This window comes from Bradyrhizobium sp. JYMT SZCCT0180 (genome assembly GCF_018130165.1).
GTDB lineage: Bacteria > Pseudomonadota > Alphaproteobacteria > Rhizobiales > Xanthobacteraceae > Bradyrhizobium.
In genome coordinates this window covers 58074-82471 of record NZ_JAFCLZ010000023.1, presented here as the reverse complement: position 1 = coordinate 82471, position 24398 = coordinate 58074, and the positions used below count along the sequence as shown (strand labels likewise).

Sequence of the window (24398 nt, the reverse complement as noted above, 5' to 3'; positions counted from 1 at the left end):
ATCCATTCGCTATCCGCTACTCGCCATTCGCGGCTTTCTTTTCACTCAGCACGCCGCCGCAGATCAGCGCTTCCATGTGCTTGATGTACTGGCGGCAGACTTCATCGGTGACCGGACCGACGCCGGTCGCGCGCGACATCGCGTGGCGGCCGAAGAACAGGTGATCGCAGGCGCCGACCAGGCTGGTGTAGAACATCACGGGATCGATGTTGCGAAACTCGCCGGCCTTGATGCCCTCCACCAGCAGCCGCTTCTGGAACTCCAGCAGGGGCGCGACGAAGAATTTCGACACCTCGTCGGCGGCTTCCGTGCTGCTCTCATGCAGCAGATAGTGGATCAGCCGGTTCATGTACGGGAACTGGTAATAGGCACGGATGATGCCGCCGATATGCAGCTTGAGTTTTGCGGTCGGCGAGATCGGCTGGCTGATCAGGTATTCGAGCTGCGACATTTCTGTCGCGGCGTCGCGCGCCAACAGCGCCAGCAACAGCCCGTCCTTGTTGCCGAAATGGTATTTCACCAAAGCGGCGTTGACGCCGGATTTCTGAGCGATGTCGGAGAGCGACACCTCGATCGAGGCGCGCTCGATCATCAACTCGCTTGCCGCCACAAGCAGCTTCTCGGCGGTGGTGTTTTTGCCGCCCGCAAGTCTGGTCGGTATGCTGGTATTCAACTCAGATGCCATCACTGCCTGCCGGAAAATCCGGCCGCACATAAGCGCATGCCGCGGCTGCACTCAAGAGTTAATTGATTGATTGACTAAATCCCGGGCCACCCCTTAAATCCGGCCCATCATTCAAAAGCCATCCAACAACAATTCAGGGAGAACAGACATGGCCGAGGCCTATATCGTCGCCACCGCTCGCACCGCCGGTGGCCGCAAGGGGGGACGTCTCGCAGGCTGGCATCCGGCCGATCTCGCCGCCTCCGTGCTGGATTCCCTGATCGACCGCAGCGGCGCCGATCCCGCGCAGGTCGAAGACGTCATCATGGGCTGCGTGATGCAGGCCGGCGAACAGTCCAACAATATCGGCCGCAACGCCGTGATGGCTTCGAAGCTGCCGGAAAGCGTGCCCGCCACCTCGATCGACCGCCAGTGCGGCTCGTCGCAGCAGGCGCTGCATTTCGCGGCGCAGGCGGTGATGTCCGGCACCATGGATTGCGTGATCGCGGCCGGCGTTGAATCGATGACGCGGGTGCCGATGGGGCTCGCCTCGTCATTGCCGGCCAAGAACGGCTTTGGCCATTACAAGAGCCCGGGCATCGAGAAGCTGTATCCGAACATCATGTTCAGCCAGTTCACAGGCGCTGAAATGATGGCGGAGAAATACGGTCTGTCCAAGGAAGAGCTCGACACCTATTCCTACAACAGCCACCAGCGCGCGATTGCGGCGACGCAGGCCGGCAAGTTCAAGGACGAGATCGTCTCGCTGCAGATCACCCGCGCCGACGGCTCGACCGACACCCACCACATCGACGAGGGCATCCGCTTCGACGCCAGCCTCGACGGCATCAAGGGCGTCAAGCTGATCGCCGAGAACGGCAAGCACACCGCCGCCAGCGCCAGCCAGATCTGCGACGGCGCTTCCGGCGTGATGGTCGTCAACGAAAAGGGCCTCAAATCGCTCGGCGTCAAGCCGCTGGCGCGGATCCATCATCTCACCATGATGGGCGGCGATCCCGTGATCATGCTCGACGCGCCCCTGCACGCCACCAAGCGCGCACTGGAGAAGGCCGGCATGTCGGTTGGCGACATCGACCTGTTCGAGGTCAACGAGGCCTTTGCCGCAGTTCCCGTTGCGTGGCTGAAGACCACCGGCGCCGATCCTGAAAGGCTCAACGTCAATGGCGGCGCGATCGCGCTCGGCCATCCCCTCGGCGGCTCCGGCACCAAGCTGATGACCACGCTGGTCAACGCACTGCAGCAGCGGGGCAAGCGCTACGGCCTGCAGACCATGTGCGAAGGCGGCGGCATGGCGAATGTGACGATTGTGGAGCGGCTGTAAGAATCGCAATTGGCCGCAACAACAATGGTGTCGTCCCGGCCTTGAGCCGGGACCCATAACCACAGGAGTTTGTGGTTATGCCGGGCTGGAGCTCCAGCTCGTTTCAACAATTCAAATCGGTGGTTATGGGTCCCGGCGTTCGCCGGGACGACCACGTTGATTGTGTCAGGAACCCCATGACCCATCCGACCGTCCACGCCCGCTCGCATCCGAACAAGATCGCCTACCAGATGGCGGGGACCGGCAAGGCGATCACCTATCGCGAGCTGGATGAGCTCTCGAACCAGGGCGCGCATCTGTTCCGCGCGCTGGGCCTTAAGGCCGGCGACCACATCGCGTTCCTGATGGAGAACCGCCTGGCGTTCATGGAGATCTGCTGGGCGGCGCAGCGCGCCGGGCTCTACTACACCGCGATCAGCCGCTATCTGACGGAAGACGAGATCGCCTACATCATTAGGGATTGCGGCGCGAAGGTCTTCATCACCACGCCGAAATGCGCCGAGAAGGTGCAAGGGCTGATCAAGGGCGAGCCGGGCGAACCGCTGTTCTTCATGGTCGACGAGCCGCAGGCCGGTTTTCGTTCCTGGGACAAGGAAGCGATTGCGCAACCGACGACGCCGATCGCGGACGAGGTCGCCGGCTACGACATGCTGTATTCGTCGGGCACCACCGGGCGGCCGAAAGGCATCAAGAAGGCGTTCGAGGGCAACAGGATCGACGTGCCCAACCAGTTCCTGAAAGTCCTCTGCGGCGACATGTGCGGCATGAATGCTGACAGCATCTACCTGTCGCCGGCGCCGCTCTATCACGCGGCGCCGCTGCGCTTCAACATGATGGCGACCATCCTCGGCGGCACGTCAATCATCATGGAATCCTTCGACGCCGAGGAATTCCTTAAACTGGTCGAGAAATACAAGGCCACCCAATCGCAGCTGGTGCCGACCATGTTCGTGCGGATGCTGAAGCTGCCCGACGAGGTGCGCACCCGCTACGACGTCTCGACGCTGAAGGGCGCGATCCACGCCGCCGCGCCCTGCCCGGTCGATGTGAAAGCCAAGATGATCGAGTGGTGGGGACCGATCCTGATCGAATATTACGCCGGCTCCGAGGGCAACGGCGTCACCGTGTCGAACTCGCAGCAATGGCTGAGCCATCGCGGCACCGTCGGCCGCGCCGTGGTCGGCAAGGTCAAGATTCTCGATGAGAACGACCAGGAAGCTCCCACCGGGCAAATCGGCACGGTGTATTTTGCGGATGCGCCTGTGTTCGCCTATCACAACGATCCCGAGAAGACGAAACGCGCCTACAACGACCGCGGCTGGTCGACGCTCGGCGACGTCGGCTATCTCGACGACGAGGGCTTTCTCTACCTCACCGACCGCAAGAGCTACATGATCATTTCAGGCGGCGTGAACATCTACCCGCAGGAGACCGAGGACGTGCTGATCACGCATCCGGGTGTCGCCGACGTCGCGGTGTTCGGCGTGCCGAACGAGGAAATGGGCGAAGAGGTCAAGGCCGTGGTGCAGCCGCACGACATGGCCAAAGCCGGCAAGGAGCTCGAGGCCGAACTGATCCTGTTCTGCCGAAAACATCTGTCGCCGATCAAATGCCCGAAGAGCATCGACTTCGAGGCCGAACTGCCGCGCACGCCGACCGGCAAGCTGGTGAAACGGCATCTGCGGGACCGCTATTGGCCGAAGGCGGCGAAGGGGTAGCTGTTTCCTGCCCAGAACCGATTACATCGATGCTGCCGGCGAGCACGTCAGGGATGGCGCCGCGCGCAGACGCAGCTGGCCGCGCTGCTTGCTGGCAGTAGTGGTCCATTGCGCCTCGATCCGCTGAAAGTCTTTCGACAGCTTTCCGCGATGGCTGCCGCCCGTCTCGAAGGGGGCATTCCCTTCGGGCGACAGCTCGAAGATTTCCACCTGCAGATCCGACAATCTGACGAACATCTGGACCTTTATCTTCGTCACCTGGCGTCCGACCTCGTATGAGCCGCATCCCAGCGCTTCGGCATGCTTGTCGTTCAGGGCACGCACCGAATCCAGGGTAATGACGACGTTTTGGACCGTCCTGTCACCATCCCAACTGAACTCGCCAAAAAAGCCGCGCGGCAAATTTTGGGTCAGATCCTTCATGTCGGCCGCGCGCGCGGAAGAAGCCAGCAGCAGGCTCGCCGCCGCGATCATCAGAACGAGGCGCGAAATCCACCCCTGAAAGTTTGTCAGCCCCAGCCAACGCATGTGGTATGCATCCTGCGAATTCATGTTGCTATCGTTTCGTATTGCGCCCGTTAGTGGTCCCGGAGCGGGCGAAGGTTCATGCCCGCCGACCGGCAAGTTGCGGCATCTGCGGGAACGCTATTGGACCAAGGCCGCCGCGAAGGGGGATGCTGGAATCGTAGGGTGGGCAAAGGCGCATAGCGCCGTGCCCACCATCTACTCACCTGCACGCGATGGTGGGCACGCTTCGCTTTGCCCACCCTACGGAATGCCGCAAGTGTTTTTCGTCATGCCCGGGCTTGTCCCGGGCATCCACGTCTTTACAGTCTCACCAAGAAAAACGTGGATGGCCGGAACAAGTCCGGCCATGACGAGGAAACATCATGACTCTCCCCGACATCCCGCTCCCCTCCGGCATCCGCTCGCGTTACGTCGAAAACATCAACGGCCTCCGCATGCATGTGCTCGAAGCCGGCTATGAGACCCCCGGCCGGCCCTGCGTGCTGTTGCTGCACGGCTTTCCCGAGCTGGCCTTTTCCTGGCGCAAGGTGATGCCGCAGCTGGCGGCCGCGGGCTATCACGTGATCGCGCCGGACCAGCGCGGCTATGGCCGCACCACGGGGTGGGATGCCAATTACGACGGCGATCTCGCCTCGTTCCGGCTCACCAACCTGGTGCGCGACGCGCTCGGGCTGGTGTCGGCGTTCGGCTACAAAAGCGTCGATGCCGTGTTCGGGCATGATTTCGGCTCGTCGGTCGCCGCCTGGTGCGCGCTGCTGCGGCCGGACGTGTTCCAATCGGTCGCGCTGATGAGCGCGCCGTTCGCAGGCCCGCCGGCGCTGCCGTTCAACACCGCGGATGCACCGGCCAAGCCTGCCGCGGAAGACCCCATCCACCGCGAGCTGGCGGCGCTGCCGCGGCCGCGCAAACATTACCAATGGTACTATTCGACGCGCGAGGCCAACGCCAACATGCACCACGCGCCGCAGGGCGTGCATGATTTCCTGCGCGCCTACTACCATCACAAGAGCGCGGACTGGAAAGACAACGCGCCGTATCCGCTGAAATCGTGGACGGCATCAGAAATCGCAAAACTGCCGACCTATTATGTGATGGACCTTGTAAAGGACATGGCCGCGACCGTGGCCGAGGAAATGCCGTCGGCGGCGGCGATCGCCGCGAACAAGTGGCTGCCGGATAGCGAACTCTCGTTCTACAGCGCCGAGTATGCGCGCACCGGTTTCCAGGGCGGCCTGCAATGGTATCGCTGCGGCACGTCAGGCGCGTTCCTGCCGGAATTGCAGACCTGGTCGGGCCGCACCATCGACGTGCCCTCGGCCTTCATCTCGGGCAAGCAGGATTGGGGCACCTATCAGCGCCCCGGCGTATTCGAGACCATGCAGACAAACGCCTGCACCAACATGATCGGCTGCCACCTCGTCGATGGCGCCGGCCATTGGGTGCAGCAGGAGCAACCCGCCGAAGTGAGCCGGCTGCTGCTGCAGTTTTTGGAAAAGGCCAAATCTGTTCGCTGATGATTTGACCGGATCGCCCGTGCTCGGCGTCGGCATCCTGATCCAGCGCGTCGTAGGCCGGCTCACAGCAGGCCCTCACAGCAAGCTCGGCATCACGACGTCGGTGATGATTCGCCGCGGCGGCAAATTGGCATCCTTGGTGTTGTAGTTGCCGGCCGTGCTTGCGACCACCAGATCGAGCCCCGGAAATACAGTCAGCCGCTGGCCACCATTGCCGGCGGCGCTCCACAAGTGCTGGTTGGAGCGCGGCATGGTCGGCGTCTCCATGGTGAACTCCAGATTGTACCACTGGTAGCCGTATTTCCGCTCGTCCTCTATCGGCACCACGGCTGCGGTGCTGCGCGCGATCCATTCCGCCGGCACGATGGAACGGCCTTCCCAAACGCCGTTACGCAGCGTCAGCTCGCCGATCCTGGCGAGATCGCGCGGCGTCATGCGGATGCCGGACGCCGCAATCAGTTCGCCGCGGTTGTCCGCGTGCCAGTCGGTCGGGCCGATCCCGAGCGGATCGAACAAGGCTTCGCGCGCATAGGCGTGCAGCGATTTGCCCGTTCCCTTGGCGATCAGGCGTCCGAGCAGTGCGGTGGCGCCGCCATTATAGACCCAGCGCTGGCCGGGCTCCGTCACGATCGGCCGGTCGAGAATGTAGCGGTACCGATCCGGCGCCATGTCCATGGCGGTCTCGCTGTTGGCCGGATTGGTATAGGACATCGATTCGTTCCAGTCGGTGCCCATCGTCATCGACAGCACATGATGCAACGTCCAGCGGCTTCGCGCAGGGTCGGCTGCAAGATCGGCGTATTCGGGAAACGACGCCATCAGGCGATCTTCCGGCGCCGGCACTTTGCCGGTGGCCAGCGCGATCCCGTACAACAGGCCGACGATGCTCTTGGACACCGAGCGCAGGTCGTGCAGCGTGTCAGGCTTGAACGAAACCACCCCCACCGGGCGGTTTCCCCTCGCGGTGTCCTCACCCTCGAAATAGCGCTCGAACGCCAGCCGACCGCGCCTCACCACGACGACGCCATGGAGATTCCATATCCGCTTGTCCACGATTGCCTTGTCGAGGCGCGCCGGCAGATCATCATCGAAGCCGGCTTCGCGGAGCGAAATCGACTGCCAGTCGGCGGCCGCGGCCGAATCCGTGCCGGTGAGCTGGCCAACCAGAACTCCTCCCGCGCCAGCCAGGACTTGCCGGCGACTCAATCTCTGCGGATTCATGATCCGGACTCCGAGGCTCTATCCGGTCGCCATCCGAATGCGTTTTCATGTCGGATTCAGGGCATCCGCCGCGATCCGGCCGAACACTCGAAAGTCATGGAACGCATCCTTGAACCAGGCTTTTTGCCGCATCGTGCCTTCGTAGCTAAACCCTGATTTCTCAAGCACCCGGTCGGACGCGGCGTTGCCGGGCAACGTCCAGGCATCGATGCGATTGAGCCTGAAAGTCTGGTGTCCGCACGCCACTACGGCCTGAACCGCCTCGGTCATCAGGCCCTTGCCCCAATAATCCGGATGCATTTCGTAGCCGATCTGGCCGCACCACCATTTCTTCTCGAAGCTGTTGAAGCGGATCGCACCGGCCAGTGCCTTTGTGCCGTTGATCTCGATGATCCAGCCACAACCCTTGCCGGAGCCGTGGAGCTTGGCCATCCAGCGCACGGAACGTTCGACTTGCGCCGTCGATAGTGCATCGGGCCAGTTGGAAAAACGCGTTACATCGGGAACCGACATCAGCGCCCGAAACGCTGGAACATCCTTCGGCGTCGCAGCCCTCAGCGTCAGCCGCTTGGTGGACAGTGCGGGAAACTTTCGGTTCGCGGTCGGTGGCATGGCTTTCCTCGCCGTTTGATTTTTCTTGCGGACGTTCAAGACTTGTTGATCGAGACTAAAGCGTGAGCGGGGCGCTCGCCACTAGCTGCCAACAGAACCGCCCTGCCGCTGTACAGCTATTGCTCTTGCGGCGCCTCGCCAAACTGAGCATCATCGCCGCCGCATCAAGAACAGACCGGGAGCAAGCCTTGGCCAAGTCGCAATGGAGCTTCAAGACCGCCGTTGAACTATCGGCAGCGCTCGCTGCAAAAAAGGTTTCCGCCGTCGAACTGGCGCAGGATGCGATCGGCCGCATCGAACGACACGATTCCAGGATCAACGCGATCTGCGTGCGCGATTTCGACAGCGGCCTCGCCGCCGCGCGTGCCGCCGATGCGGAACTGGCGCGCGGCGTCAGCAAACCGCTGCTCGGCATCCCCATGACGGTGAAGGAATCCTTCAATATCGCGGGCCTGCCCACGACCTGGGGCATCCCGGCGCAGAAGGACTTCAGGCCAACCGAAGACGCGCTCCCCATATCGCGCGTCAAGGAAGCCGGCGGCGTGATCCTCGGCAAGACCAACGTGCCGCTCGGGCTCGCCGACTGGCAGAGCTACAACGACATCTACGGCACGACAAACAATCCGTTCGATCTCGGCCGAACGCCGGGTGGCTCGTCCGGCGGATCGTCGGCGGCACTTGCGGCCGGCTATGGCGCGCTGTCGCTCGGCTCCGACATCGGCGGCTCCTTGCGCGTGCCGGCGTTTCACTGCGGCATCTATGCGCACAAGCCGACCTTCGACCTCGTGGCCATGCGCGGCCACACGCCGCCGCCCTTGCCGCCGCTGCCGTCCAACCGCGATCTTTCCGTGATCGGGCCGATGGCGCGCGGCGCGGCCGATCTCTCGCTGTTGCTCGACGTGATGGCCGGCCCCGATCCGCTCGACGCCGGCAAGGGTTACAGGCTGGAGCTACCAGCGGCGCGCCACACCGCGTTGAAGGATTTCCGCGTGCTGCTGATCGACACCGATCCGCTGATGCCGACCGACAAGGCCGTGCGCGGAACGCTGGAAACACTTGCCGCCAATCTTGCCAAGGCCGGCGTCAAGGTCGAGCGCCAAAGCCGGCTGTTGCCCGACTTTGCCGCATCATCCCGGCTCTATATGCGGATGCTGCTGTCGTTCCTCTCCGCATCCTATGCGCCCGAGATTTATGCCGGCGCGCAGGCCGCCGCAGCGTCACTTCCGGCCGACGACATCAGCCTCGGCGCCGAGCGGCTGCGCGGCATCGCGCTCGGCCATCGCGACTGGCTAATGGCGGACGGCGGGCGCGTGCGTCTGCGCGCGCAGTGGCGCGAGCTATTCAAGACGTTCGATGCCGTGATCTGCCCGATCATGCCGACACCGGCCTATCCGCACGATCACTCGGCCGACCAGGAACAGCGCCGCATCAGGATCGACGGCAAGGATTACGTCTATCCGGATCAACTCGCCTGGCCCGGCATCGCCACCCTGCCCGGCCTGCCTTCGACGGCCATCCCGACCGGCTTCGCGCCGGACGGATTGCCGATCGGCGTGCAAATCGTGGGCCCCTGGCTGGAAGACCGCACGCCGCTAAAACTCGCCGAACTGATCGAGCGCGAATTCGGCGGATTCAAGCCGCCGCCGATGTTGGATGATTGAGGGGCGCAACTTACCTGCGACGTCATTGCCTATGGCGCGTGGCGATCCATAATCGCCCGAACAAGCCGAAGGAAAAGCCATGAGCCAGGACATCGAACAACTCACCGCCCTCAACCGCGACTATATCGACTCAGTGCAGAACAGCGACGTTAAACGCTTCGATCAGATCCTGGCGCAGGACTTCTACTGCTCCAATCCCGACAAGACGCTGATCGACCGCGCGGCGTTCCTCAAGCAGACCGCGGTGCCGGTGACGATCCGGAATCTCAGAGCGGAGGACGTGAAGATTCGCATCCTCGGCGATTTCGCCATCATCCACGCCGCAACGCGCTACACGACGGCGGATGGGCAGGAAGGTCGTGGGCGATATACCGACTGCTGGGCGAAGCAGAACGGGAAGTGGCTCGCGGTTTCGGCGCATGTGTCGCGGTAGACGTCAAAACCTCAGCTGTCGTCCCGGCCTTGAGCCGGGACCCATAACCACCAGCGGCAATTGCTTTTGCACGCTGGTCGTTATCTTCCTTGCTTAGCCACGTCCGCCGCGGCGTATGGGTCCCGGCTCAAGGCCGGGACGACGGATGCTACGCATCGAACATGATCACGCTGCGCACGGTCTTGCCGGCCTTCATGTTGGCAAAGCCCTCGTTGATCTCGCTCAGTTTCAGCTTGGCCGAGATCCAGTCTTCCAGATGCAGCTTGCCGCGCATGTAGAATTCGACCAGGCGGGGCATGTCGACGCGGAAATGGTTGGAGCCCATCGAGGAGCCCTGGATTCTGCGCTCGCGCAGGAAGTCGAAGCCGTGCAGCTCGATCTTCTGGCCGAACGGGATCATGCCGACAATGGTCGCGGTGCCGCCGGCGGCCAGCATCGCGAACGACTGCTCCGCGGTTTCCTTGCGGCCCAAGACTTCGAACGAGTGGTTGACGCCGCCCTTGGTGAGTTCGCGCACCTGCTGCACGACGTCGCCGTTGCGGGGATCGACGATGTCGGTGGCGCCGAGCTTGGTCGCCAGCTGCAGCTTGGCGGGATTGGTGTCGATCGCGATGATGCGGCCGGCGCCGGCGATCGCGGCACCATTGATCGCGGCCATGCCGACGCCGCCGCAGCCGATCACCGCGACGGTTTCGCCGGCGGTGACTTTGGCGGTGTTCACGACCGCGCCGTAACCGGTGATGACGCCGCAGCCGATCAGCGCGGCCAGTTCGAGCGGCATATCGTTGCGGATTTTGACGATGGCATTTTCGTGCACCAGCATCTGCTCGGCGAACGAAGACAGATTGAGGAACTGGTTGAGTTTCTCCGAGCGCGCCCAGGACAGCCGGTTGGACACGCCCGGCAGCATTTTTACCGTCGTGTCGGTGCAGAGCACGGTGCGGCCGGTGGTGCAGTTATCACAGGTGCCGCAGAACACCGACAGGCAGGTCACGACGTGATCGCCGGGTTTAACATAGGTGACGTCGGAGCCGACTTTCTCCACCACGCCGGCCGATTCATGGCCGAGCACCGCGGGCAGCGGATGCGGATAAAGCCCTTCCATGAAATGCAGATCAGAGTGACAGAGGCCGGCGACGCGCGTGCGGATCAAGACTTCGCGCGGGCCGGGATTCGGCACGCTGACATCCTCGATCACGAGCGGCTGATTGACTTCATGCAGGACGGCGGCCTTCATCGGGTACTCCCTTGATTGTTGTTCTTGAACTCTAACGAAGCCTACGCTGCGGTGAGCAATTCGCCAACCTCGGCCATCCCGACCGCGCGTTCGCCGAGCAGGTGCTCCGTGATCGCGCGCTGCGTGGCATTTTCCGCCAAGCGGAACGGATCTGACGACGAAACCCGGTGATCGATCACCATGCGCGAAAGCAGCAGCCGTCTGGCGTCGCCGCGCATTTCGTGGATGCGACCGCCCTCCCATGTCAGCGCCACGGCGCTGGCGACATGATAAAGCAGGCTGGTCGCACGCCGCGCATCGCCTTCGTTATCCGACTTGCTGGCGACCTCGCGCGCAAAACCGATAGCGCGGTCGGTGAGGTCCCGCAGGCGACTGCGCCAGGCCTGCGGCACATTGGCGCTGTCGTCGAGGCGGGCATGCAGATCGGCGGCGAGCGCGGCATCGGCGCCGTGACGTCCGACCGCGCGCTTCAGCGCATCGATCGCGACGATATTGCCGGTGCCTTCCCAGATCGAGCCGAGATGCGCGTCGCGCAACAGGCGCGCGGTCGCGAATTCCTCGATGTAGCCGATGCCGCCGCGCATCTCCAAGGCATCGCCGCACACCTTGCGGGCATCGCGGGTGGCACGGAATTTCAGCGTCGGCGTCAGGATGCGCAGCAATGCTGCCGCGTCCTGGCTGCCGGCCTCGGCGCGATCAAGCGCGTCAGCGGTGAGAAAACTCATCGACAGCGCCTGTTCGGTTGGCAGCATGATCTTCATCAATTGCCGCCTTGCCAGCGGCAGGTCGATGATGCGCTGGCCAAACACAACGCGATTTTTCGCCACCGTCATCGCGTCATGACAGGCGCGCCGCATCAGTGCGGTGGATTTGACGCCGTTGGAAAGCCGCGACGAATTCACCATCTCGGCCATCTGCACAAAGCCGCGATCGAGCTTGCCGACGGCATAGGCGATCGCGCCTTCGAGCTTGATCTCGCCCGAAGCCATCGAGCGGGTGCCGAGCTTGTCCTTCAGGCGAACGATCCGGTAGTGGTTTTGCGACCCATCCTCGAGCCGCCGCGGCATCAGGAACAGACCGACGCCACGCGTGCCGGGCCCTGCGCCTTCCGGGCGCGCCAGCAGCATCACCACTTCAGCGTCAGCATTGGAGCAGAACCATTTCTCGCCATGCAGCCGCCATTGATCGCCTTCCTGCACGGCCGTCGTGGTGAGCGTGCCGACGTCGGAACCGCCTTCCTTCTCGGTCATGAACTGGCCACCCTGGGTCAGCTTGCTCATGTCGGTTTGCGTCAGGCCATCGAGATATCGCGCCTTCAGCGCCTCGCTGCCGAAATTATTCAACAGCTTGGCGCAGCCGTCGGTGACGTTGATCGGGCAGCCCAGGCCGAACTCGGCCTGATTGAACAGGAACGTAAAGGCGTGCTTGGCGACGACAGGATATTTGTCCGGCCATCCCATGATGCCCTTGCGGATCGACAGCGCGTGAATGCCGAACTCGCCGAACGCTGCCTTCTCCAGTTCGCGATAGGCCGGGTGATATTCGATATACTGGGAATCGCGGCCAAAACGGTCGCGCTGGTGCAGCACCGGCGTGTGGCGATCGGCCAGCCGCGCGCATTCGTCGAGGTGCCCGCCGGCCAGTTCGCCAAGCCGGTCGAGATGCGGTTCGATGTGGCGGAACAATGCCTCCGGCAAATGCAGCCGCAGCAGATCCGTCAGCGCCGGATCGGCCCGGTAGAAATTCATCCCCGAGGTATCAGGCGCAAGCAATCCTGGCTTGTCGGCCGCGGCCGTGCTGCGATCATGCGTGAGAGGCTGCTGCATTTTTATCTCTTGTTCGTTCCGCCCGATATTGATCATCTACCGATAACGCAGGCGATCAAGCCGTCAACAAGCATAATTGGAGGGTCACCCCATGGCGGACGGATATCACCCTCGCCACGACCCGGCAGGTTGTCTGGCGGAATTACGCCCCTAAATACCTGTTCCCGGTCATTTCTGGAGAGCCGCCATGCCGACCCCGCCAACCTACAAGACCGCCCTGATCGTCGGCGCCGGCGAGGGATTGAGCGCATCGCTGGCGCGATTGTTCGCCAGGGAGAAAATCCGCGTCGCGCTCGCCGCCCGCAAAATCGAAAAACTCGGCGCGCTGTGCACCGAAACCGGCGCCCGCGCCTATGCCTGCGACGCCACCAACGCCGACGACGTCGAACGGCTGTTCGGGCAAGTCGAGCGCGAGATCGCGACACCCGATCTCGTCGTCTACAACGCCAGCGGACGGGCGCGCGGCCCCTTCACCGACCTCGTGCCCGCCGACGTCGCCAACGCGATCGCGGTCAGCGCCTTCGGCGGTTTCCTGGTGGCGCAGCAGGCGGCCGCGCGCATGTTGCCCAACAAGCACGGCGCGATCCTGTTCACCGGCGCCTCCGCCAGCGTCAAGGGCTATCCGCAGTCGGCTCCGTTCGCGATGGGCAAGTTCGCGCTGCGCGGCCTTGCCCAGAGCATGGCGCGTGAACTATCGCCGCAAGGCATTCACGTCGCGCATTTCGTCATCGACGGCGGCATCCGCAGCGCCGCCCGCGCCGAGCCCGCCGACCGGCCGGATTCGATGCTCGATCCTGACGCAATTGCGTTGAGTTACTGGAACGTGCTGCAACAGCCGCGCAGCGCCTGGACCTGGGAGCTGGAATTGCGGCCGTGGGTGGAGAAGTTTTAGGGAATGCGTAGGCTGGGCAAAGGCGCGCTAGCGCCGTGCCCACCATCTATCGCCGGACTGAGGGTCAATGGTGGGCACGCTTCGCTTTGCCCACCCTACGAAAAACAACGACTGGGGGAAGCATGACCGAAATCACCGTCGACACCGGCACCAATGAATTGCTGTGCGTGATCCGCGACCGCGTCGCCATCATCACGCTGAACCGCCCCGAGGCGCGCAACGCGATGTCGGATAATCTGACGCCCGCCCTGCGCAACATGATCAAGACCTGCGGCGAGAATCCGGAAGTCGGCGCGCTGCTGCTCACCGGCGCCGGAACGGCATTTTGCGCCGGCGGCAACGTCAAGGGCATGGGCGCCAATCGCGACAAGAAGAAGCTCGAAATGTCGCATGACGAGAGGGTCGCCGATCTGCAGGAACGGCAGCGCCTGCTGACCGGCGCTCTGGTCTCGGTGCGCAAACCGACCATTGCGGCCCTGCCCGGCCCCGCGGTCGGCGCCGGGCTTGCGCTGGCGATGGCCTGCGACATCCGTATCGCCGCACAATCGGCCTTCCTTTCCACCGGCTATCTCAAGGTGGGCCTGAGCGGCGACTATGGCATCGCTTGGCTGCTGACCCGGCTGGTCGGCACTTCGCGGGCGCGCGAATTGATGTTCACCTGCGAGCGGGTCGATGCCGCCAGGTGCGAGACGATCGGCCTCGTCAACCGCGTGGTCCCGGACGACAAGCTTCAGGCCGAAGCCTTTGCGCTCGCCAAATCGATCGCTGAAGGTCCGACGATCGCGATCCGCTACATGAAGGACAATCTCGACGAAGCCCTGATGTTCGATTTCGCCACCGCGCGCGACCATGAGGCCGAACGCATGATCCGCACCCAGCTGACGGCAGACCACAAGGAAGCGGTGCAGGCCTTCATCGAGAAGCGCAAGCCGGTGTTCAAAGGCGGTTGAGAACTTAGCTTATCGGGTTTTCGTCAAACAGCCGCGCCACCATCACCGAATCCAGATAGGCGCGCACGCGCATGATCTTGTCGTTCTTGAAATAGCAGACCCAGCAATAGTGGTTGTCGAAGCGAAAACCGTTCCTGGCGGTCGCTTCCGAATGCAACTCTACAATCGCGACATCGTCAGCCACGATCAGATTGTCGACGTGCAATTGCGCGCCATTGGGCAACACCTTGCCGAGTTTCGCAAAGGTTCCGGCAATGAAATCGGCCTTTGATGTGTAGTGGCCCGCGAGCGGATGCGTGCCCATCACGATCCAGTCGACATCGTCGGTGACATGGCCAAAGAATGCTGCGCCGTCGCCATGCTCGAGGCCGGCAAAGATCTTCCGCACGAATTCAGCATCGACTGACATGCGCCGCCCTCCGCTCGGTGGGGCAAGGCTAAACGGGGCTGGCGCGGTTTTCAATCGAAGGAGCTCGCGGCCTGGCGCGAGGTTTCGACCTCGACCGACTGGACTGAACAGGCTGCGTGAGTGTTGGTGAACGCCGAGGCATAAAAATAGCCCGGTTCTGGTCAGCCAGAACCGGGCCTAGTTTCGTCAAACCGCAACCGAGGACATAGTGGCCTGGCGGGAGAGGGCGGCGAGCCGCCAGCTTGCACAGGGGATGTCTTGCGGTTCGACGTCGATATGCCTTTCAAAGCGCACCAGCTTCCAGTCGCCGGGGGTCGGCGTGAAGGCGTAGCCGGACTTGCGGGCGAGGCCGATCATGGCCTCATTGGAACGCAGGGTGTCGCCGAACACACGGTCAGCTCCGAACGAAGCGGCGCGGCATTCGAGATTTTTCAACAGCGCCTTGCCGATGCCGTGGCCCTGCCAGCGGTCGTCAACCGACATGCCGAATTCGATGCTGCCGTTCTCGAACGCGTAGCGGGCTTCGCCGACGATGATCTCATGGCCATCGACCAGCATGGTCGCGACCACGCTGAATCGGTCGGCTTCACCGATATGGATGAAATCCTCGAGCACGGACGGCGGCAGTTCGCGGGTGGCGCCGAGGAAGCGGTTGTAGCGGGAAGAGATCGTCAGCGCGCGGAAATAATTTTGAAGCGCCTCGGCATCGCGCGGCTCGACGAAACGCACGGTCAGGGCCTCGCCGCTGCGCGCGCGCAGCAGGTCCGAATATTGCCTGAGATCGTCGAAACGCATCGTCGTCATCGCACGCTCCCGTCGCTCGAAAAGAATGGCCGGCGTCCCCCTGATGAGGCGACGCCGGCCTGGCTGCTGTTCAAGCCCGCCAGAATGGTTTTGAGGCTTCGTAGATGGCATCACCGTGGGAGACGCCGATGTCGTGGAGTTCCCGGTCGGACCAGTTGGCCAGTTCCCGGCGAGCCGCGGAGCGCTGCCGCCAGACATGGAACAGCTCGGCGACTTGGCTGAAAAGGCTCTGTCCATGAAGATTTATCATCGATTCATGCGTGAAAGTAGACATTTGAAGCTCCTATCTCTAATCTGTTGACGCTAATATCTGCGCTCCCAAGACCTTTCACAAACGACACTTTGTACCGCTTCGGATGATAAAAACTCATATATTGGGGAAATGCTGGAGATGACCGCCAGGCTGCCGTCGCTGAACGGGTTGCGCGCCTTCGAGGCTGCCGCCCGGCATCTGAGTTTCACGCAGGCGGCGGCCGAGCTGAACGTCACGCAGACCGCGATCAGCCATCAGATCAAGCGGCTGGAAGAAGAGCTCGGCGTCCGCCTGTTCGTGCGCCAGAACCGGGCGCTGACGCTGACGCCGCAGGCGGTCGATTACCTGCCCGGCATCCGCGCTGCCTTCAACGATTTGCGGCTCGCCACCGATCGGCTGCTGCGCAAGGACGACGACCATGTGCTGACGGTTTCGACGCTGGCCTCGCTTGCCGCCAAATGGCTGCTGCCGCGCCTTTCCGCGTTCCAGGAAGCGCATCTAGGGATCGACGTGCGCATCACCACGTCGACCAATCTGGTCGACTTCCAGCGCGACAATGTCGATGCCGCGATCCGCTACGGCCGCGGCCAGTGGGCGGGATTGCGCGCCGACTGGCTGATGGCGGACGAGCTGTTTCCGGTATGCAGCCCAAATCTCTTGAAGGGCAGCAAGCCGCTGAAATGCCCCGAAGACCTGCGCGACCACGTGCTGCTGCATACCAGCAACTTCAACAGCGACGACTGGCGGCTGTGGCTGACAGCGGCCGGCCTGCCGGCGGACTTTTCCAAACAGCCGGGCGTGACCTTCGATCTCATCTTCATGACGGTGCAGGCCGCGATCGACGGTCTCGGCGTCGCGATGGGCCGCTCGGCCTATGTCGAGGACGACATCGCCAAGGGTCGCTTGGTCGTGCCCTTCAAGATTACGCTGCCGACCGACGCCGGATTCTATCTGGTCTCGCCGGCGGGACGAACGGACCCGCCGAAACTGTCGGCGTTCCGGCAATGGCTGGTTGCCTCGGTACAGAACAAGCCCTGAAAGCCCGACATTCCGCGTTCTCAGGGCACCCTCCACGTTTTGCGGGTTGCCGCCGCGTCCACATGTGCCAAATTGTCGCATCAAGCAGGCTAACTGTCTCGGCCAACGAGGCTTTTTGCGCCGGCGGCAACATAGCGGGAGGACGGCGTCATGGTGCAGGCAAGTGGTTCGGAAATACCGCAAATCAAATCGCGTGTCGGCGCCATCCTGCGCGCGACAAGCGGCAACTTCCTCGAGCAGTTCGATTTCTTCCTGTTCGGATTTTACGCCAGCGCCATTGCGAAGGCGTTCTTTCCTGCCCAGAACGAAACGGCGGCGCTGCTGAACGCCTTCGGGGTGTTCTGGCTCGGCGCGCTGATGCGCCCGGTCGGCGCCATCGTGCTCGGCGCCTATATCGACCGCATCGGCCGGCGCCAAGGCTTGATCGTAACGCTCGGCATCATGGCGATCGGGACGGTCGTGATCGCCTTCTGTCCGGGGTATGAGACGATCGGCATCGCCGCTCCAATCATCGTGCTGCTTGGCCGGCTGCTGCAGGGATTTTCCGCCGGCGTCGAACTCGGCGGCGTCTCGGTCTATCTGGCCGAGATCGCCACCCCCGGCAACCGGGGCTTCTACACGTCGTTTCAATCTTCCAGCCAGCAGGTCGCGATTTTTGTCGCCGCGATCCTCGGCTACGTGCTGAGCGAGGTGATGCCGGCCGAAACGGTTGCGGCGTGGGGCTGGCGCATTCCATTCTTCATCGGCTGCCTCATCATTCCCTTCATTTTCGTGCTGCGGCGGACGCTGGAAGAAACACCCGAGTTCCTGGCCATGAAGAAGCATCCGAGCGCATCGGAGGTGTTCGCGTCCGCGATGGCAAACTGGCGCATCGTCATTCTCGGCATGATGATGGCGGTGCTGACCACCACGACCTTCTACTTCGTCACCGTCTACACGCCGACCTTCGGCAAGACCGTGCTGAAGCTGTCCACACCGGACGCCCTCCTCGTCACCCTGCTGGTGGCCGTGGCCAATTTCATCTGGAATCCGGTCGGCGGCGCGCTGTCCGACCGGATCGGGCGCAAGCCGGTATTGCTGGCGATTGCATGCCTGTCGCTGGTGACCGCCTATCCAGCGCTGCACTGGCTGATCGCGGCGCCCTCCTTCGGCAAGATGCTCGCCGTCGAGATGATGTTCGCGTTCTACTTCGGCGTTTACAGCGGCACGATGCTGGGCGCGCTGGTCGAGGTGGTGCCGGCGCATGTCCGAACCACCTGTTTCTCGCTGGCCTTTGCGCTCGCCGCGGGCCTGTTCGGGACGTTTACGCCGTTTGCTTCGACCTGGCTAATCGATCACACCGGCGACAAGGCATCCCCCGCCTACTGGCTGATGTGCGCCGCGGCGCTGGGCATCATCGCAGCTCTCACCATCTATCGCGGCGGAGAAACGATCGCGACCCGCGAAGCCGTTCCTGCCTAGAGCATTGCAGGGATGCGCCGGGCAATGGACTGCCCGGCGGCGCGTCGGCTCCAACAGTTCATTCCGCGATGCGCGCCGTATCCGACATTGTCGCATGTCGCGCGTCCGCCAATTTGATTTCCATGCAAACAACGATAACAAGAGCGCATGGTGGATTTGAAACGCAGGTTCGATGTTCTGGTGATCGGCGGCGGCAACGCCGCGCTGTGCGCCGCGATCAGCGCCCGCAGGGCCGGCGCGTCGGTGCTGGTACTGGAGGGCGCGCCGAAATTCTATCGCGGCGGCAATACCCGCCATACCCGCAACATGCGCTGCGCCCATGACGCGGCGACCGCCATTCTCACCGGGCCCTACACCGAAGAGGAATTCTGGCAGGACCTGTTGCTGGTGACCGGCGGCGAGACCGACGAAGAGCTGGCAAAATTCATGATCCGGGAGTCCAAGGACATCCTGGACTGGATCGTCGAACAGGGCGTGCGCTGGCAGCCGTCGCTCGGCGGCACGCTCAGCCTCGGCCGCACCAACTCGTTCTTTCTCGGCGGCGGCCGCGCGATGCTGAACGCGCTGTATCTGACCGCCGAACAGCTCGGCGTCCAGATCATCTATGACGCCGAGGTAGCCGACCTCCACATCGAGGACGGTATGTTCCTGGCAGCTCACCTCAAGCAGCCGATCGATGGGGCCACCGAAATCCGCGCCTCGGCGCTGGTCGCCGCGGCCGGCGGCTTTGAAGCCAACATCGAATGGCTGAAGGAATATTGGGGCGAGGCCGCCGACAACTTTCTCATTCGCGGCACGCCCTATAATCGCGGCTCCATTTTAAAAATGCTGCTGGCCAAGGGCGTGCAGGACATCGGCGATCCCACGCAATGCCATGCGGTCGCAATCGACGCCCGCGCGCCGAAATTCGACGGCGGCATCATCACGCGGCACGACTCGGTCGTGTTCGGCATCGTCGTCAACAAGCACGCCCAGCGCTTCTACGACGAAGGCGAGGACATCTGGCCGAAGCGCTACGCGATCTGGGGCCGGCTGGTGGCGGCCCAGCCCGATCAGATCGCCTACATCATTTTCGATTCGGCCGTGGTGACGAGCTTCATGCCGACGCTGTTCCCGCCGATCGCGGGCGGCACCATCGCCGAGCTCGCAGGCAAGCTTGAGCTCGACCCGGTGGCGCTGGAAAAGACCATCACCGATTTCAACGCCGCGGTGCAGCCCGGCACGTTCGACCACACCATCCTGGATGATTGCCGCACCGAAGGCATCACGCCGCAAAAAACGCATTGGGCGCGCAAGATCGAGGCCGCGCCGTACCTCGCCTATCCGGTGCGGCCCGGCATCACCTTCACCTATCTCGGCACCCGCGTGAACAAGCAGTCGCGCATGCTGATGAAGGACGGCAAGCCTTCCGCCAACATGTTCGCGGCCGGCGAGATCATGGCCGGCAACGTGCTCGGCAAGGGTTATGCCGCCGGCATCGGCATGACCATCGGCAGCGTGTTCGGACGGGTGGCGGGACGGGAAGCGGCGAAGAATGCCAGGAATTAGAGTCGGGTTGCTGAGGGGAACTCTCCACGAGCACGATGCGTGGAGAGAGCCCCTCACCCCGACCCTCTCCCCGCGAAGTGCGGGGAGAGGGAGGAAACAAGTTTGGGAGGTGTCATGTCTCGATTTGTAATGGCTTCGGCTGCGGCCGTTCTGATGAGCGCAACGCTGGCCAATGCCGCCGAGCCGATCGCGCTGCGCGACATGGGCTCGTTCCATGTCGGCGGGCGGCTGGTCGAAATCTCCGGCAAGCCGGTGAAGGAAGTGACGTTCACGCCGGGCGGCGTGCCCGCGAAGGTCGATCCGAACGGCACCTACCAGGTCGAGCAGATGTATGTGCAGTATTTTCTGCCCGCCGTTGAGAAGGGCGCCTATCCGCTGCTGATGTGGCATGGCGGCGGGCTGACCGGCGTCACCTATGAGACCACGCCGGACGGACGCGAGGGCTGGCTGAACTATTTTCTGCGCAAGGGCTGGGCCGTCTACAATTCGGATGCGGTCGAACGCGGCCGCGCCGGCTGGGCGCAATACCCTGATATCTTCAAGAGCGAACCGGTCTTCCTCACCACAGCCAATCCGTTCGAGCGCTTTCGCATCGGCGACGGGCCTAACTCCTACAATTCCGATCCGACCAAGCGCAAGCTGTTGCCGGGCAATCAGTTTCCGAACGACGGCTATGAGAATTTCGTCAAGCAGAACGTGCCGCGCTGGACCACCACGGATGATGCGATCATCGCCGCCTACATCGCCGAGATCGACCGCGTCGGCCCCTCCATCATCCTGTTCCACAGCCAGGCCGGCAGCTTCGGCTTCAAGGTGGCGCAGGCGCGGCCCGACAAGGTCAAGGCGCTGATCGCGATCGAACCCGCCGGTGTCGGCGATCCCGCCAAGGTCGAAAGCTTGAAGAACATCCCGACACTGATCGTCTATGGCGATTACATCGAGCAGGACTCGCGCTGGCCGAAGATCCGCGCCACCGGCGTCGCCTTTGCCGAAGGCATCAAGGCCGCCGGCGGCAGCGTCGATGTCGTCGACCTGCCGAAGGCCGGCATCAAGGGAAATTCGCACATGGTGATGATGGACAAGAACAACGCCGAGGTCGCGGCCCTGATCCAGAAATGGCTCGAGGGCAAAGGCCTGACGAAGTAAGCAACGCTTTAGAGAAAAGAGCACCGCGCAATGCACGGAACGAGAATTCTGGAGGAGGCGGACCGCCTAATGACGGTCTGCAATTCCTGCCGCTATTGCGAAGGGCTCTGCGCGGTATTTCCGGCGATGGAGATGCGCCGCGCGTTTTCCGACGGCGACCTCAATTATCTCGCCAATCTCTGCCATAGCTGCGGCGCGTGCTACACCGATTGCCAGTTCTCGCCGCCGCATGAATTCAACGTCAATGTGCCGCAGACGCTTGCCGTCGCGCGCAACGAATCCTACGCCGCCTATGTGTGGCCGCGCGCCTTCTCCGGCGCCTTCGCGCGCAACGGCCTCGTGATCAGCATCGTTGCGGCGCTCAGCGTCGCCGCCTTCATCTTCGGCTTTGCCGCCTTCCACGACCGGCAGGTGCTGTTCGGCGTCCACACCGGCCCCGGCGCGTTCTACAAATTGATGCCGCACAACGCGATGGCGGCGCTGTTCGGCGCCGCCTTCCTCTATGCGATCGTGGCGCTGGTCATGGGCGTGCGCGCGTTCTGGCGCGATATCGGCGAGCCCGTCGGCATGCGCGCCGATGCGGGCTCGATCTGGCAGGCGATCCGCGACGCCGGCGAGTTGCGTTATCTCGATGGCGGCGGCGTCGGCTGCTTCAACGAGGACGATCGCCCGACCGACCGCCGCAAGCTCTATCACCACCTCACGTTCTACGGTTTTGGGCTGTGCTTTGCCTCGACCTCCGTCGCGACGCTCTATCATTATTTCCTGGCGCGTCAGGCGCCCTACCCGTGGTGGGACCTGCCGGTGGTGCTGGGCACGCTCGGCGGCATCGGCTTGCTGATTGGGCCGGTGGGACTGCTCCTCGAAAAATGGAAGCGCGATCCTGCATTGGTCGATGAAAAACGCCTCGGCATGGACGTCGCGTTCATCGTGATGCTGTTCCTGACCAGCCTGACCGGCATGGCGCTCTTGTTCCTGCGCGCGACGCCGGCGATGGGTCCGCTACTGGCGCTGCATCTCGGCGTGGTGTTCTCGCTGTTCATCACCATGCCCTACGGCAAGTTCGTGCACGGCATCTATCGCTTCGTGGCTCTAGTGCGTTATGCGCGCGAGCGGCGGATGATGGGGCATGTTTGACCTTTCCCTATCCCCTTGTGGGAGCGAGACGAGCGAAGCTCGCTCCCACAAGGGGAGAAGGGAAGAGAAGCGCCTTCTTCAATTGTCAAACAGCGCATACGCGTTAGCCGCCGCGGCAAAACCGTTGCCGCCTTGCCCGAACCTGTGGCGGCCTTGAACGCGGTGATGGCTTGATTGGCGAGCTTCGGTCCGCAAGAGCGGAACACCCAGCCTCCCCACACTGATATGTAGCGCGCAAGGGGCTTGCTTCAAGACCCCGGTCATCCCGTAGAACGCCTGCCGAAGCCAACAGCTATGGAGGGACGACATGGGTGCGGCAAAGACTGAGCATGCGGTGGTGATCGCCGGAGGCGGGCCGACGGGGCTGATGCTGGCGGGCGAACTGGCATTGGCGGGTATCGACGTCGCCATTGTCGAGCGGCGGGCCAACCAGGAACTCGCGGGATCGCGCGCAGGCGGCCTGCATTCGCGAACCATCGAGATCCTCGATCAGCGCGGCATCGCCGACCGGTTCCTCTCGGAGGGGCAGACGTTCGGGGTCGTGCACTTCCACGTTCCGCTCGATATCAGCGACTTTCCCACCCGGCACAATTACGGGCTCGGGCTGTGGCAGAACCATATCGAGCGCATCCTGGCCGAGTGGGCCCTTGAGCTGAAGGTGCCGATCTATCGCGGAACGGAGGTGACAGGTTTCGCGCAGGACGACAGCGGCGTGGACGTCGCGCTGTCCGATGGTTCGTCGCTGCAGGCAAAATATCTCGTCGGATGCGACGGCGGACGCAGCCTGATTCGCAAGGCCGCCGGCATCGAGTTCCCCGGATCGGATCCGACGGTCAGCAATTTGATCGCCGAGGTCGAGGTGACCGAGCAGCCGAAACTGGGCATCCATCGCAACGAGTTTGGCGCCCATGGCTTCAGCAAGTTGAACTACGAGATCCGCGACGGCGAAATCGTCTACCTGGATGGGGGGCCGCTGCGGGTCATGGTGACCGAACGGAACGTCGGGTCCGGCGAACCGACCTTGAGCGATCTCAGCGAGGCGCTGATCGAAATCTTCGGGACCGATTACGGAATCCACAGCCCGACCTGGATTTCGAGATTCACCGACATGACAAGGCAGGCCGCGTCCTACCGCGACAGACGGGTGCTGCTGGCCGGCGACGCGGCCCACGTGCATTACCCGGCGGGCGGACAGGGCCTCAACCTCGGTGTACAGGATGCGGTGAACCTTGGCTGGAAGCTGGCGCAGGTGGTCAAGCAGACGGCGCCGGAAAGCCTGCTCGACACCTACCATGCCGAGCGGCACCCGGTCGCCGCGCGCGCGTTGCGCAACACGATGGCGCAAGTCGCGCTGCTCCGCACCGACGACCGCACCAAGGCCTTGGGCGAGGCCGTGTCCGAGCTGATGCGCATGGACGAGCCGCGCAAGCGGTTCGCCGCTGACATGTCGGGTCTCGGTATTCATTACGATCTCGGCGAGGGACACAAGCTGCTCGGGCGCCGCATGCCCGATCTCGACCTGACCACCGCAGGCGGCCCGCTGCGGGTGTTCACTCTGCTGCACGGTGCCCGGCCGGTGCTGCTCAATCTCGCAGAGCCCGGCAGCCTCGACATCACGCCATGGGCGGACCGGGTGCAATTGATCGACGCCAAATATGACGGCGCGTGGGAGCTTCCGGCACTCGGCGCCGTCACGGCTCCCGACGCCATCTTGATCCGGCCCGACGGATATGTGGCTTGGGTGGGCGATTCGACGCAGATGGGACTCGCTGACGTGTTGGCTACGTGGTTCGGACCGCCTGCTGCAGCGTAGAGTGTGATGAGTTTAGGTCTGGTTGCGAGCCGCGAAGGAGGTGCTCCCTCTCCCGCTTGCGGGGGAGGTGCAGCGAGGCTGCCGCCACACTTCAACCCAACATTATCCCGCTCTAGCAGGACGCGCAAAGTCCATCGCGATGCAGGCATTGCAGCAGCTTGCATGATCGGCCATGATTTATCCCTCGAAAT

General features: G+C 63.2%; 22 protein-coding genes. 13 read left to right on the top strand and 9 right to left on the bottom strand.

The annotated features are described in order from the left end of the window. Positions 1–16 precede the first annotated feature (16 nt). Positions 17–685 (bottom strand): TetR family transcriptional regulator, encoded by a 669-nt coding sequence (locus tag JQ641_RS29400; RefSeq protein ID WP_211999358.1) that lies wholly within the window; start codon positions 683–685, stop codon positions 17–19. A gap of 148 nt (positions 686–833) precedes the next feature. Here JQ641_RS29400 and JQ641_RS29395 point away from each other — a divergent pair, with 148 nt between their 5' ends. Further along, the gene (locus tag JQ641_RS29395; RefSeq protein ID WP_211999357.1) at positions 834–2006 is read left to right on the top strand and encodes an acetyl-CoA C-acetyltransferase; all 1173 of its coding nucleotides are present in this window, start codon (positions 834–836) and stop codon (positions 2004–2006) included. A gap of 176 nt (positions 2007–2182) precedes the next feature. Next, entirely contained in the window at positions 2183–3724 is a 1542-nt protein-coding gene (locus JQ641_RS29390) for an acyl-CoA synthetase (RefSeq protein ID WP_211999356.1), read from the top strand. 21 nt (positions 3725–3745) lie between these two features. On the opposite strand, the gene JQ641_RS29385 is transcribed toward JQ641_RS29390, so the two are convergent. Continuing rightward, positions 3746–4276, bottom strand: a complete 531-nt coding sequence (locus tag JQ641_RS29385) for a hypothetical protein (protein ID WP_249150821.1) — start codon at positions 4274–4276, stop codon at positions 3746–3748. 335 nt (positions 4277–4611) lie between these two features. Between JQ641_RS29385 and JQ641_RS29380 the strand changes: the two genes are divergently transcribed. Further along, positions 4612–5766, top strand: coding sequence for an alpha/beta hydrolase (locus tag JQ641_RS29380; RefSeq protein ID WP_211999416.1), 1155 nt, complete (start codon positions 4612–4614; stop codon positions 5764–5766). 75 nt (positions 5767–5841) lie between these two features. On the opposite strand, the gene JQ641_RS29375 is transcribed toward JQ641_RS29380, so the two are convergent. Both JQ641_RS29375 and JQ641_RS29370 read right to left on the bottom strand, forming a co-directional pair. Then, positions 5842–6987, bottom strand: a complete 1146-nt coding sequence (locus JQ641_RS29375) for a serine hydrolase domain-containing protein (protein WP_211999355.1) — start codon at positions 6985–6987, stop codon at positions 5842–5844. A gap of 45 nt (positions 6988–7032) precedes the next feature. Next, complete coding sequence (locus JQ641_RS29370; protein WP_211999354.1) at positions 7033–7599, bottom strand: GNAT family N-acetyltransferase; 567 nt, start codon at positions 7597–7599, stop codon at positions 7033–7035. A gap of 188 nt (positions 7600–7787) precedes the next feature. Between JQ641_RS29370 and JQ641_RS29365 the strand changes: the two genes are divergently transcribed. Together JQ641_RS29365 and JQ641_RS29360 are read left to right on the top strand one after the other, a co-directional pair. Continuing rightward, positions 7788–9260, top strand: coding sequence for an amidase (locus JQ641_RS29365; RefSeq protein WP_211999353.1), 1473 nt, complete (start codon positions 7788–7790; stop codon positions 9258–9260). A 79-nt stretch (positions 9261–9339) separates the two neighbouring features. Beyond that, a complete protein-coding gene (locus JQ641_RS29360) occupies positions 9340–9693 on the top strand; it encodes a nuclear transport factor 2 family protein (RefSeq protein WP_211999352.1) in 354 nt (117 codons plus the stop codon). A 148-nt stretch (positions 9694–9841) separates the two neighbouring features. Here JQ641_RS29360 and JQ641_RS29355 read toward each other — a convergent pair whose 3' ends face one another. Both JQ641_RS29355 and JQ641_RS29350 read right to left on the bottom strand, forming a co-directional pair. Continuing rightward, positions 9842–10930 carry a Zn-dependent alcohol dehydrogenase gene (locus tag JQ641_RS29355; protein ID WP_192737061.1) on the bottom strand — a complete coding sequence of 363 codons (1089 nt, stop codon included), beginning with the start codon at positions 10928–10930 and terminating at the stop codon, positions 9842–9844. A gap of 41 nt (positions 10931–10971) precedes the next feature. After that, a complete protein-coding gene (locus JQ641_RS29350; RefSeq protein WP_211999351.1) occupies positions 10972–12756 on the bottom strand; it encodes an acyl-CoA dehydrogenase family protein in 1785 nt (594 codons plus the stop codon). A gap of 187 nt (positions 12757–12943) precedes the next feature. On the opposite strand from JQ641_RS29350, the gene JQ641_RS29345 reads away from it, so the two are divergent. Continuing rightward, the gene (locus JQ641_RS29345; RefSeq protein ID WP_211999350.1) at positions 12944–13648 is read left to right on the top strand and encodes an SDR family NAD(P)-dependent oxidoreductase; all 705 of its coding nucleotides are present in this window, start codon (positions 12944–12946) and stop codon (positions 13646–13648) included. Positions 13649–13770: 122 nt separating this feature from the next. After that, positions 13771–14598: an enoyl-CoA hydratase gene (locus JQ641_RS29340; protein WP_211999349.1), complete on the top strand. Its 828-nt coding sequence runs from the start codon at positions 13771–13773 to the stop codon at positions 14596–14598. Positions 14599–14602: 4 nt separating this feature from the next. Here the strand turns inward: JQ641_RS29340 and JQ641_RS29335 are convergent, their stop codons facing one another. The 3 genes from JQ641_RS29335 to JQ641_RS29325 form a co-directional block, all read right to left on the bottom strand. Then, positions 14603–15007, bottom strand: a complete 405-nt coding sequence (locus JQ641_RS29335; protein ID WP_211999348.1) for a nuclear transport factor 2 family protein — start codon at positions 15005–15007, stop codon at positions 14603–14605. A gap of 186 nt (positions 15008–15193) precedes the next feature. Next, positions 15194–15811 (bottom strand): GNAT family N-acetyltransferase, encoded by a 618-nt coding sequence (locus tag JQ641_RS29330; RefSeq protein ID WP_211999347.1) that lies wholly within the window; start codon positions 15809–15811, stop codon positions 15194–15196. A gap of 70 nt (positions 15812–15881) precedes the next feature. Next, positions 15882–16085: a DUF1127 domain-containing protein gene (locus JQ641_RS29325; protein WP_211999346.1), complete on the bottom strand. Its 204-nt coding sequence runs from the start codon at positions 16083–16085 to the stop codon at positions 15882–15884. Between the two features lie 117 nt (positions 16086–16202). Here JQ641_RS29325 and JQ641_RS29320 point away from each other — a divergent pair, with 117 nt between their 5' ends. From JQ641_RS29320 to JQ641_RS29295, 6 genes are all read left to right on the top strand, one after another. After that, positions 16203–17102 (top strand): transcriptional regulator GcvA, encoded by a 900-nt coding sequence (locus tag JQ641_RS29320; protein ID WP_211999345.1) that lies wholly within the window; start codon positions 16203–16205, stop codon positions 17100–17102. Between the two features lie 150 nt (positions 17103–17252). Continuing rightward, the gene (locus tag JQ641_RS29315; RefSeq protein ID WP_211999344.1) at positions 17253–18563 is read left to right on the top strand and encodes an MFS transporter; all 1311 of its coding nucleotides are present in this window, start codon (positions 17253–17255) and stop codon (positions 18561–18563) included. Between the two features lie 147 nt (positions 18564–18710). Next, complete coding sequence (gene tcuA, locus JQ641_RS29310) at positions 18711–20111, top strand: FAD-dependent tricarballylate dehydrogenase TcuA (protein WP_211999343.1); 1401 nt, start codon at positions 18711–18713, stop codon at positions 20109–20111. Positions 20112–20225: 114 nt separating this feature from the next. Further along, positions 20226–21257 (top strand): alpha/beta hydrolase, encoded by a 1032-nt coding sequence (locus tag JQ641_RS29305; protein WP_211999342.1) that lies wholly within the window; start codon positions 20226–20228, stop codon positions 21255–21257. A gap of 30 nt (positions 21258–21287) precedes the next feature. Then, positions 21288–22394, top strand: a complete 1107-nt coding sequence (gene tcuB / locus JQ641_RS29300; protein WP_211999341.1) for a tricarballylate utilization 4Fe-4S protein TcuB — start codon at positions 21288–21290, stop codon at positions 22392–22394. Positions 22395–22701: 307 nt separating this feature from the next. Further along, positions 22702–24207: an FAD-dependent monooxygenase gene (locus tag JQ641_RS29295; protein ID WP_211999340.1), complete on the top strand. Its 1506-nt coding sequence runs from the start codon at positions 22702–22704 to the stop codon at positions 24205–24207. The last annotated feature ends 191 nt before the right edge of the window (positions 24208–24398 follow it).

Coding starts and splice junctions, on each gene's coding strand:
- JQ641_RS29400 (WP_211999358.1), bottom strand. CDS start 685: ATGGCATCTGAGTTGAATACCAGCATACCGACCAGACTTGCGGGCGGC.
- JQ641_RS29395 (WP_211999357.1), top strand. CDS start 834: ATGGCCGAGGCCTATATCGTCGCCACCGCTCGCACCGCCGGTGGCCGC.
- JQ641_RS29390 (WP_211999356.1), top strand. CDS start 2,183: ATGACCCATCCGACCGTCCACGCCCGCTCGCATCCGAACAAGATCGCC.
- JQ641_RS29385 (WP_249150821.1), bottom strand. CDS start 4,276: ATGAATTCGCAGGATGCATACCACATGCGTTGGCTGGGGCTGACAAAC.
- JQ641_RS29375 (WP_211999355.1), bottom strand. CDS start 6,987: ATGAATCCGCAGAGATTGAGTCGCCGGCAAGTCCTGGCTGGCGCGGGA.
- JQ641_RS29370 (WP_211999354.1), bottom strand. CDS start 7,599: ATGCCACCGACCGCGAACCGAAAGTTTCCCGCACTGTCCACCAAGCGG.
- JQ641_RS29360 (WP_211999352.1), top strand. CDS start 9,340: ATGAGCCAGGACATCGAACAACTCACCGCCCTCAACCGCGACTATATC.
- JQ641_RS29355 (WP_192737061.1), bottom strand. CDS start 10,930: ATGAAGGCCGCCGTCCTGCATGAAGTCAATCAGCCGCTCGTGATCGAG.
- JQ641_RS29350 (WP_211999351.1), bottom strand. CDS start 12,756: ATGCAGCAGCCTCTCACGCATGATCGCAGCACGGCCGCGGCCGACAAG.
- JQ641_RS29345 (WP_211999350.1), top strand. CDS start 12,944: ATGCCGACCCCGCCAACCTACAAGACCGCCCTGATCGTCGGCGCCGGC.
- JQ641_RS29340 (WP_211999349.1), top strand. CDS start 13,771: ATGACCGAAATCACCGTCGACACCGGCACCAATGAATTGCTGTGCGTG.
- JQ641_RS29335 (WP_211999348.1), bottom strand. CDS start 15,007: ATGTCAGTCGATGCTGAATTCGTGCGGAAGATCTTTGCCGGCCTCGAG.
- JQ641_RS29330 (WP_211999347.1), bottom strand. CDS start 15,811: ATGACGACGATGCGTTTCGACGATCTCAGGCAATATTCGGACCTGCTG.
- JQ641_RS29325 (WP_211999346.1), bottom strand. CDS start 16,085: ATGTCTACTTTCACGCATGAATCGATGATAAATCTTCATGGACAGAGC.
- JQ641_RS29320 (WP_211999345.1), top strand. CDS start 16,203: ATGACCGCCAGGCTGCCGTCGCTGAACGGGTTGCGCGCCTTCGAGGCT.
- JQ641_RS29315 (WP_211999344.1), top strand. CDS start 17,253: ATGGTGCAGGCAAGTGGTTCGGAAATACCGCAAATCAAATCGCGTGTC.
- tcuA (WP_211999343.1), top strand. CDS start 18,711: ATGGTGGATTTGAAACGCAGGTTCGATGTTCTGGTGATCGGCGGCGGC.
- JQ641_RS29305 (WP_211999342.1), top strand. CDS start 20,226: ATGTCTCGATTTGTAATGGCTTCGGCTGCGGCCGTTCTGATGAGCGCA.
- tcuB (WP_211999341.1), top strand. CDS start 21,288: ATGCACGGAACGAGAATTCTGGAGGAGGCGGACCGCCTAATGACGGTC.
- JQ641_RS29295 (WP_211999340.1), top strand. CDS start 22,702: ATGGGTGCGGCAAAGACTGAGCATGCGGTGGTGATCGCCGGAGGCGGG.